At 61.0% G+C, this 7965-nt stretch carries 9 protein-coding genes; 5 read left to right on the forward strand and 4 right to left on the reverse strand.

Annotation, left to right across the window (positions count from 1 at the left end):
* Positions 1-161: 161 nt before the first annotated feature.
* The gene (locus H6A60_RS10835) at positions 162-365 is read left to right on the forward strand and encodes a hypothetical protein (RefSeq protein ID WP_205104498.1); all 204 of its coding nucleotides are present in this window, start codon (positions 162-164) and stop codon (positions 363-365) included.
* An 18-nt stretch (positions 366-383) separates the two neighbouring features.
* Here the strand turns inward: H6A60_RS10835 and H6A60_RS10840 are convergent, their stop codons facing one another.
* Positions 384-1835 (reverse strand): lytic murein transglycosylase, encoded by a 1452-nt coding sequence (locus tag H6A60_RS10840; protein WP_205104500.1) that lies wholly within the window; start codon positions 1833-1835, stop codon positions 384-386.
* Positions 1836-1989: 154 nt separating this feature from the next.
* Between H6A60_RS10840 and H6A60_RS10845 the strand changes: the two genes are divergently transcribed.
* Positions 1990-2949 carry a histone deacetylase family protein gene (locus tag H6A60_RS10845; protein WP_205104502.1) on the forward strand — a complete coding sequence of 320 codons (960 nt, stop codon included), beginning with the start codon at positions 1990-1992 and terminating at the stop codon, positions 2947-2949.
* A complete protein-coding gene (locus H6A60_RS10850) occupies positions 2949-4292 on the forward strand; it encodes an MFS transporter (RefSeq protein WP_205104504.1) in 1344 nt (447 codons plus the stop codon). Before H6A60_RS10845 ends, H6A60_RS10850 begins: the two co-directional genes overlap by 1 nt.
* Positions 4293-4366: 74 nt before the next feature.
* On the opposite strand, the gene H6A60_RS10855 is transcribed toward H6A60_RS10850, so the two are convergent.
* Complete coding sequence (locus H6A60_RS10855) at positions 4367-5461, reverse strand: pyridoxal-phosphate dependent enzyme (RefSeq protein WP_205104506.1); 1095 nt, start codon at positions 5459-5461, stop codon at positions 4367-4369.
* A gap of 44 nt (positions 5462-5505) precedes the next feature.
* On the reverse strand, positions 5506-5889 hold the full coding sequence (locus tag H6A60_RS10860) for a RidA family protein (protein WP_205104508.1): 384 nt from the start codon (positions 5887-5889) through the stop codon (positions 5506-5508).
* 231 nt (positions 5890-6120) lie between these two features.
* Here H6A60_RS10860 and H6A60_RS10865 point away from each other — a divergent pair, with 231 nt between their 5' ends.
* Complete coding sequence (locus tag H6A60_RS10865; RefSeq protein ID WP_205104511.1) at positions 6121-6780, forward strand: helix-turn-helix transcriptional regulator; 660 nt, start codon at positions 6121-6123, stop codon at positions 6778-6780.
* A 109-nt stretch (positions 6781-6889) separates the two neighbouring features.
* Here H6A60_RS10865 and H6A60_RS10870 read toward each other — a convergent pair whose 3' ends face one another.
* On the reverse strand, positions 6890-7618 hold the full coding sequence (locus tag H6A60_RS10870; RefSeq protein ID WP_338054867.1) for an amidohydrolase family protein: 729 nt from the start codon (positions 7616-7618) through the stop codon (positions 6890-6892).
* A gap of 90 nt (positions 7619-7708) precedes the next feature.
* On the opposite strand from H6A60_RS10870, the gene H6A60_RS10875 reads away from it, so the two are divergent.
* Positions 7709-7965 (forward strand): MerR family transcriptional regulator (locus H6A60_RS10875; protein WP_205104513.1); only part of this gene is annotated, 257 nt, incomplete at its 3' end.

Raw genomic sequence — 7965 nt, forward strand, 5'->3', positions numbered from 1 at the left:
ACTAATACGATATATCTTGCTCATAATGAGCAATTTTATTTACAAATAAACGAAATATCAAAAGCAGCAGGAATCTCTTTGCGGAGTCAAGTCCGACAACGACGAACGCCGCCTTTATCCTCTTTGCGGCGGCCTATGGTCTGCAGGCGCCGCTCGACTTTGTGTATCCGAACCGCCTTTTCGCGACCGAAGTGCGCACGACGCTCGTCGGCGCCGTCACGGCTGTTTCGCGCATCGGGGCGGCCGCAGCCGCCTTCGTCTTTCCGCTTTTGGCGGAACGCATGGCGTCGTCAACGCTTTTGGGCTGCGCGATCGCCATTTTGGCTTTGGGGGCCTGGATCGCGCGCCGCTGGGCGCCCGCTTGATGCGGTTGCCCAGCGCTTTTACGGCTTGGCGACCGTGCCGCCTGACGGGGCCGCAGCCGTTTGGCCGGACGCCTCGGCCGGCGGCTCGCGCATGATGCCTTTGGACTGTTCTTCGAGCTCATAGGCGAGAAGCGTCACGGCGGCCGCATAAAAATAGCTGCGGTTGTAGCGAAGAATGGCCGAGAAGGCATCCGTGCCGATGTAGTAGTCGACGCCGCGCGTATTGTCTTTGGCGATCCAAGGCAGGTTGACGAGCATCGCTTTTTCGTCCGGCGCCAAGGGCAGAGCGCCGACGGGCGTCACGCCTGCGGCAAGCAGGCTCGCGACCGTCGCGTTCGTGTGGATGCCGCCCGAGTTCGTCGCCTTGAAGATCGCCTCCGTGGCGTTCACCGGATAGAGCGGTCGCTTGCCGCGAGGCCAGCCGTGCTCGAGGAGGAAATTCGCTACCGATGCAATCCCGTCGGCTTCGTTTTTGACGATGTCGATTTTGCCGTCGCCGTCGCCGTCGCGACCGTAAGCGTTGAGCGAGGCGGGCATGAACTGGCCGAGGCCGAGCGCGCCCGCAAAAGAGCCCGTCACCGAAACGGGGGCGACATCCTGGCGGTAGCAGAAGTCAAGAAAGCTCGAGAGTTCCGAACGGTAGTAATTCGCACGCCGCGTGTAGTCAAAGGAGAGCGTCATGAGCGCGTCGAGCACGCGAAAGCGTCCCATGTTGCGCCCGTAAATCGACTCGACGCCGATGATTGCCGTTACGGCATAGCCGCTTACGCCCGTATCCTTTTCGACGCGGCGAAGCGTCTCGAGGTTGCGTTCCATGAAGTCGATGCCGCGGTCGATGCGCTCGGCATTGACGAGGTTACGCTCGTAGAGGATGAAGTTCTTGTCGGGCGTGCGCTTTTTGTCGGCTTTGGGCTTAGGCGTCGTGTACTTTTCCGAAAGCGGTGAATAGCGTGCGAGCGCCACTTCTCGCTCGAGCCATTCGTAAGGAATGCCCTTTTCCTCAGAAACGCTTCTGAGATAAGCCTGCACCTCGGCGCGCTCGACGTAGTCGGAGACGGTCGTGTTTTTCGCGGATTTCGAGCGCTTTTTCGCTTCTTCGGGCTTTGTCGTCTTAGCGGGATGCTTTTCTGCAGCCGTCTGCGGCTTTGCCAAAGACGTTTCGGTCGTCGCACCTTGTGCGCCCGCCGATGCCTCGGCAGCGTTCGAGACGTCCGCAACGCGCAAAACCGCTGCAGGGTCGACAGCGGTCGGTTCGAGCGCGGCATAGGAAGTGAGTGTCGTCGTGACGAAGGACTGCGGTGCCTGCGCCCGAAGATCCGGGGCTGCGGCGAGCACGAAGAGAGCGACGAGTGTCGGCACGGGTGCAAACCGCCGGACCGACGAAGCCGCCCTGGCGCTTTCGAGGGGCGCCGCGCGAGTCGTCGGTGTGTACGGGCGGCGCGAGAAGAGGGCAAAGGGCGCTGTGTGCATGGGTCTCGAGTCCGGTTGTTCGATCATCCTTCTCCGATTGTAGCCACGCGGATTTGGCGCCAAGACGCCATTGGGACGGCAAAAGCGTTTCGAACTGTTGGACGAGGCTGTGATAGCCTGTCGTCTAGGAAGACAACATGTTCATAAACATCCAATGATCGATTCGAATTGGCGCAGGCTGCCGACCGGCTATTTCACGCATCAGCTCGTCGAGCTCCCCAATCCGCTTGAGAATGCGCCGGAGTCGCCCGAACGCATCGAGGCGATCGAGACTCGACTCATGGCGGGCGGCGTCGACGACATCCTGCGCCGCGTCGACTGCGGACCGGCGCCGCGTGAAACCGTGCTCCTTGCGCACGATGCGGACTATCTCGCTGATCTTGAACGCGCTTCCGCAGGCGACGCCGAGGCGCTCAAGCGCTTCAGCGAGCCCGACACCAAGGTCGGCCCCGACACTTTTCGCTGCGCCATGGCAAGCGCGGGCGCCGTTGTTCGGGCCGTCGACGAACTTTTTACACGCACGGTAAAGAACGCCTTCTGTGCGGTGCGCCCGCCCGGACACCACGCCTGGCGCAATCGCGCTTCGGGCTTTTGCTACCTCAACAACGTGGCGATCGGCGCGCTTTACGCGCGTGCGCGCTACAAACTCGAGCGCATTGCGGTGCTCGACTTTGACGTGCACCACGGCGACGGCACCGAGTCGATTTTGGCGGGGTTGCCGCAATTCCGATTTTTTTCGCTTTTTCAGTGGCCGCTCTTTCCCTTTACGCGCATGGAGCCGACGCCCGAGAACGTCGTTGCGACGCCGCTCGCTGCGGGCGCCGAGGGGCACGTGCTTTCGGACGTGGTCGAACATATTTGGCTGCCGGCGCTCGAGGCTTATAAGCCGCAGCTCGTGCTTCTTTCGGCGGGTTTTGATGCGCATGTCGAAGAGCACATGGCGCAGCTCAAGGCAGCCGAAATCGACTACGCGCGCATGACGCGGCGCTTGGTGCGCGCGGCGGGCGAACTCTGCGAGGGACGGCTCGTGAGCGTGCTCGAAGGCGGCTATGCCGTGCGCAGCCTCGCGCGCAGCGTGCTCACGCACATTCAGGGGCTCGTGAGGAACGACTGATGGATCCGAAAACATTGAAGGCGGGTGTTGCGCCGCGCGAAGTGTGGGCCTGGGCCGCATTCGACTTCGCGAATTCGGGCTATACGACCGTGGTGCTGACGGCGGTCTTCAACGCGTATTTCGTTTCCGTCGTCGCGGGCGGGGCCGAATGGGCGACCTTCCTCTGGACGGTCGTCATTGCGGCGAGCAATGCGATCGGCCTCTTTGCAATGCCCGCCATTGCGGCGCTTGCCGACCGCAATGCGTCGAAAAAGCGCTGGCTTTTTGCCGCGACGCTCCTCTGCATTCTGGGCACCGTGGGACTTGCGTTCGCGGGACCCGGCACGATTGTCTGGGCCACGCTCATGGTGATTCTTTCGAATCTCGGCTACAACGTGGGCGAGACGCTCAATTCGGCTTTCCTTCCCGAGTTGGCCCGCGAGGAGGCCGTGGGCAAAGTTTCCGGCTGGGGGTGGTCCTTCGGGTACTGCGGCGGCCTCGTGACGCTCGGGCTTTCGCTTCTCCTTGTCACGTCGGGCGACGCGGTCGGGCTCGGGAGCGACGCGCGCATTGCGGGGACGATGCTCATCACTGCGGCCGTTTTTGCCATGGCGGCGCTGCCGCTCTTTCTCTTCGTTAAGGAGCGCGCCGAGCCGCGCGCGCACGAGAAGCTTCCCTTCGGGAAACTCGCGCTCGAGAGCCTTCGCGACGTCGGACGCACCATGAAGAGCCTCGGGCGCTTTCCCGACTTTGGTCTTCTTGCCGTCTGCGGTTTTTGCTACCAGTCGGGGGTCTCCGTCGTGATCACGCTCTCGGCGGTCTACGCCGCGCAGGTGATGGGCTTCACGACCGAAGACACGATTCTGATGGTCTTCCTCGTCAACATCACCGCGGCAATCGGTGCCTTCGCGTTCGGCTATGTGCAGGACCGCATCGGACACAAGCGTGCGCTCGGACTCACGCTCTGCGTGTGGCTTCTCATGATCGTGACGGCGGCCTTGGCCGAGACGCGTCCCGTTTTCTGGGTGGCGGCGAATCTTGCCGGCATTGCCATGGGCTCGAGCCAGTCCGCCGGGCGTGCGATGGTGGCGATTTTTGCACCCAAGAAGCGCTCGGCCGAGTTCTACGGCCTCTGGAACATGGCGCTCTGGCTTGCCGCCATCGTGGGGCCCCTTTGCTACGGGGCGGTCTCGTGGGCGGCCGGCAACGATCAGCGCCTTGCGATCTGGGTGACGGGACTTTTCTTCCTGGCGGCCCTCGCTGTTCTGATGCCGATGCAGCTCGCGCGCGGCGCGGCGGCGGCCGAAAAGCAGAACGCGATCGATGAAGCCGCGGACCGGGCGGCCTCAGGTGCTGTGAACTGAAGCGCTGCGACTTGAATTCAAACGGAAAGCGCCGCTCGGCCTAAAAAGCCTTGCGGCGTTTTCTGCAGCGGACATCAGTGGTCGGACTTGATGCCGGCGCCGCACATTGTGATGAGCGTGTCCGGGGTCGGGCCGTTCTTTTCGCAGAATGCAAGATAGGCCGCGTAGTTCGCTGCCGTCGTGTGCTCGCAGTAAACGCCGCGTGCGGCGATTTTGGCGCGAGCTTCGAGAATCTTCTCTTCGGGAGCGCGCACGAAGGCGATGTCATGACGGTAGGTCATCTCGAGCAGTTCTTTGCCGCGCATCGGCACGCCGATCGCGATGCCTTCTGCCATCGTGGGTTTCGGATCGACATGCGCAGGGACGCCCGCATGCGCTTCGACCGCCTTAAAGAGCGGATCGCAGTTTTCACTCTGCAGCGCGATGATGCGCGGGAACTTGTCAATCGCACCCGAAGCTTCGAGGTGCTCGAGCGCCTTCACCGCACCGATAAAGAGCGTGCCGTTGCCAACGGGAATCACGATATTGGCGGGAATACGGCCGAGTTCTTCGAAGGTTTCGTAAATGTAGGCCTTCATCCCTTCGTAGAAGAAGGGGTTGTAGACGTGGTTGGCGTAGTAGGCTCCTTCTTCTCGCACTTTGGTGCGGCAGACGTCTGCGCAGTGGTCGCGCGTGCCCGGGACCACGTTCACCTTCGCGCCGTGCGACTCGATCATGCGGATCTTCGAGGGGCTCGTGCCTTCGGGAACGAAGATTTCGCACCGGATGCCCGCGCGCGCCGCGTAGGCGGCGACGGCGTTTCCGGCGTTGCCGCTCGAATCCTGCACGCAGGTCTTGACGCCGATCGACTTCATGTGCGCGACGAGTGTCGCTGCGCCGCGGTCCTTGAAGGAGAGGGTCGGCATCATGTAGTCCATTTTGAGCATCACGTCGTCGTCAAGCCGGATGATCGGCGTGCGGCCTTCGCCCATCGTGACGTCGCGCCAAGCTTCGCCCTCGAGCGCCATGAAGCGGCGGTAGCGGAACTGGCTCCATTCGTTCTTGTCGACAAGCGATTCGCTCCACTTCGGGGGCGTGAAATCGAGTTCAAAGAGGCCGCCGCACGAACAGGCGGGTTGAAGGGTGGTCGTGGGCGTACGCTTGCCGCACTTGGTGCAGATGAAGTCCATCTTGCGTTGCTCCCTTTTCGGTTGATCGTTGGTTGTTGTGGGCGTCAGTCTTCGTCGACTTCAGCGATCGCTTCGATTTCAACGAGGCAGCCGAAGTGCATTTCGGTGGTGGAGACGACAACGCGTCCGGGTTTGTGCTCGCCGAAGAACTCTGCGTAGACCTCGTTGATCGGGCCCCAATACTTGACGTCGGGCGTATAGACGCGGCAGAAGACGACATGGTCGCGCGGCACGCCCGCTTCCTTGAGGACGCGGTCTACGTTATCGAGCGCAACACGGGCATGGTCCTTGATGTCGCCCTTGCAGACTTCTCGGGTGTCGGGGTCGATCGAAAGCTGACCCGAGACGTAGAGCATGCCCTTCGAGATGACGCCGGCGGTGTAGTGGCCTTTGTTTTCGCCTTTGAAAGGCGGACGAACGAACTTCATGCAGATGCTCCTTTGCGGTTGATGAGGTGCGGGAGTCGGCACGGCTGCGATTGATGCAGGTGTCGGTTGGCTCTAAAAAAATTATATATAGAATTTTTTATATGTCTAGAGAAATTTTTATTTTCGCGGGTGCGCGTCCGCTCGGTTTGCGCAATGGCAGCGTGAGAGCGCATTAGAAAATCATCTAGACTCGAGCATTGAGGTAGAAAAAATTCTTTATCCCGAAACGCCATGCATCCATTGCTCGAATCCTACGTGCCTGTTGCGGACCTCATCGTCCGAACGTTTGGCGAAGACTGCGAAGTGCTGCTCCATGACCTCACCTCGCCGCACCACTCAGTCGTTTATGCCGCGAACAACCGCGTCACGGGGCGGCACGTCGGGGATACCTTCCGAAATCTGGTGCCGAAGGCCCTTTTTTCGGCCGAAGAAGGCGAGTCGATCGTTGCGAACTATTACTACGAGCGCGAAGGACGGCTCGTGCGTTCCTCGGTGCTTTTCATTCACGATGCCGATGGCGGGATTGTCGGCGCGCTCTGCATCAACGTCGACAGCACGCAGGCGCGCGAACAGCTCGCGTGGTTGCAGAAGTCGCTTCCCGACTTCGAAGCGCATCGCTTGAAGAAAGGCGAGCGGCCGTTTTTCGAGCCGAAGGCGCCCGTCGAAGGCGACCGTAAGGTGCACGAAATGGTCTACGACCTGATCGACAAGATTCTTGCGGAATCGGCGGAAAATCTCGCGACGAAGGAGGGTCGTGTCGAGCTGATCCGCTTCATGAACGAGCGCGGAATCTTTCTCATGAAGGGCGCGCTCGAGCGCGTGGCCGAGCGGCTCGGCATTTCGAAGGTAACGGTCTACAGCTACCTTGACGAGGTTCGCCGCAAGGCTTGAGAAAGAGAGACATCCAATACGGAAGAAAGCCCGCATCGAACGCATCGATGCGGGCTTTCGATTCCGGGCGGCGCGGCGCCGCCCGAGGATTGTGGCGGTTGAGCGTCGATCAGAGCTCGAACGTGCCCTTCACGACGATTTCGCCCGAGCGCATCATGCCGCGGCCGCGCGCGAAGACATCCGTGAGTTCGAACGCATCGTTAAAGAGGCAGGCGTTGGCGCAGGCGCCCTTCTTGACGACGCCCTGGTCGGCGAGGCCGAGCGCAGCGCCCACGTTCTTCGTCGTGAAGGCGAGGGCCTCTTCGATCGGCATGCGGTGTTCGGCGATGAGGCGCTTGGTTTCGAGGAGGTTGCCGTCGACGCCGCCCACGCCGAGACCGATCATTTCGCCCTTTTCGTTGAAGCGCGGCACCGAGCCGTGGCCGTCCGTCGAGAGCGTAATGTGCGAGGGATCGACGCCCGCTTCGATCGCGGCGACGACCGCTTCGGCCGGGTGCTCGAAGCAGCAGGAGGCGCCCGTCGTGATGTCGATCCAGCCGCCAGCTTTCGCGAACTCGACCGCCGCGTCAAAGACATGGCGAATGCGGCCGCAGTGGGTCGGACGGATGTGGCGAATCGGCATGCCGGTTTCGACAATCGCCTTGAACATGTCGAATGCGCCCGGGATGTTGCCCATGTGGATGTGCAGGAACCCGGTCTTGCCGGCGATCATGGCGCCCACGCGGATGTCGGCCAAAAGCGCGAGGACCTGCTGCGTAGTCGGGAAGGACGAGCGGTGGTCGCCGAGCGCGATCTTGACGCCGAGGCATTCGGGCACGAAGAAGAGGTCGTTTGCCACGGAGTCGGTAAGCGTCGTTGCCGGATAGCGGTAGTTAGAGATTCCTGCTGCTTTTGATATTTCGTTTATTTGTAAATAAAATTGCTCATTATGAGCAAGATATATCGTATTAGTGAATTTGCAAAACGTATCGGCCGATCTCCTTCAACTGTCCGTCGATGGGAGACAGAAGGCAAGATACGGGTAAAAAGGCTGGCATCGGGACATCGCTATTTTGACGAATCCGATGTCAGAAAAATCTTCGGTCTGGAACCCGAAAAGAAGCTGACAATCGTTTACTGCCGTGTCAGTAGTGCGGCTCAGAAGAACGACTTGAAGTCGCAGCTGGCTGCGATGCAGGCGTTTTG

This window comes from Sutterella massiliensis (genome assembly GCF_016899755.1).
In the GTDB taxonomy this organism is placed as follows: Bacteria; Pseudomonadota; Gammaproteobacteria; order Burkholderiales; family Burkholderiaceae_F; genus Sutterella; species Sutterella massiliensis.

What these genes read in the sequence shown, in the direction of transcription:
- H6A60_RS10845 (WP_205104502.1), top strand. Translation starts at nt 1,990, where the DNA reads ATGATCGATTCGAATTGGCGCAGGCTGCCGACCGGCTATTTCACGCAT.
- H6A60_RS10855 (WP_205104506.1), bottom strand. Translation starts at nt 5,461, where the DNA reads ATGGACTTCATCTGCACCAAGTGCGGCAAGCGTACGCCCACGACCACC.
- H6A60_RS10850 (WP_205104504.1), top strand. Translation starts at nt 2,949, where the DNA reads ATGGATCCGAAAACATTGAAGGCGGGTGTTGCGCCGCGCGAAGTGTGG.
- H6A60_RS10860 (WP_205104508.1), bottom strand. Translation starts at nt 5,889, where the DNA reads ATGAAGTTCGTTCGTCCGCCTTTCAAAGGCGAAAACAAAGGCCACTAC.
- H6A60_RS10840 (WP_205104500.1), bottom strand. Translation starts at nt 1,835, where the DNA reads ATGCACACAGCGCCCTTTGCCCTCTTCTCGCGCCGCCCGTACACACCG.
- H6A60_RS10865 (WP_205104511.1), top strand. Translation starts at nt 6,121, where the DNA reads ATGCATCCATTGCTCGAATCCTACGTGCCTGTTGCGGACCTCATCGTC.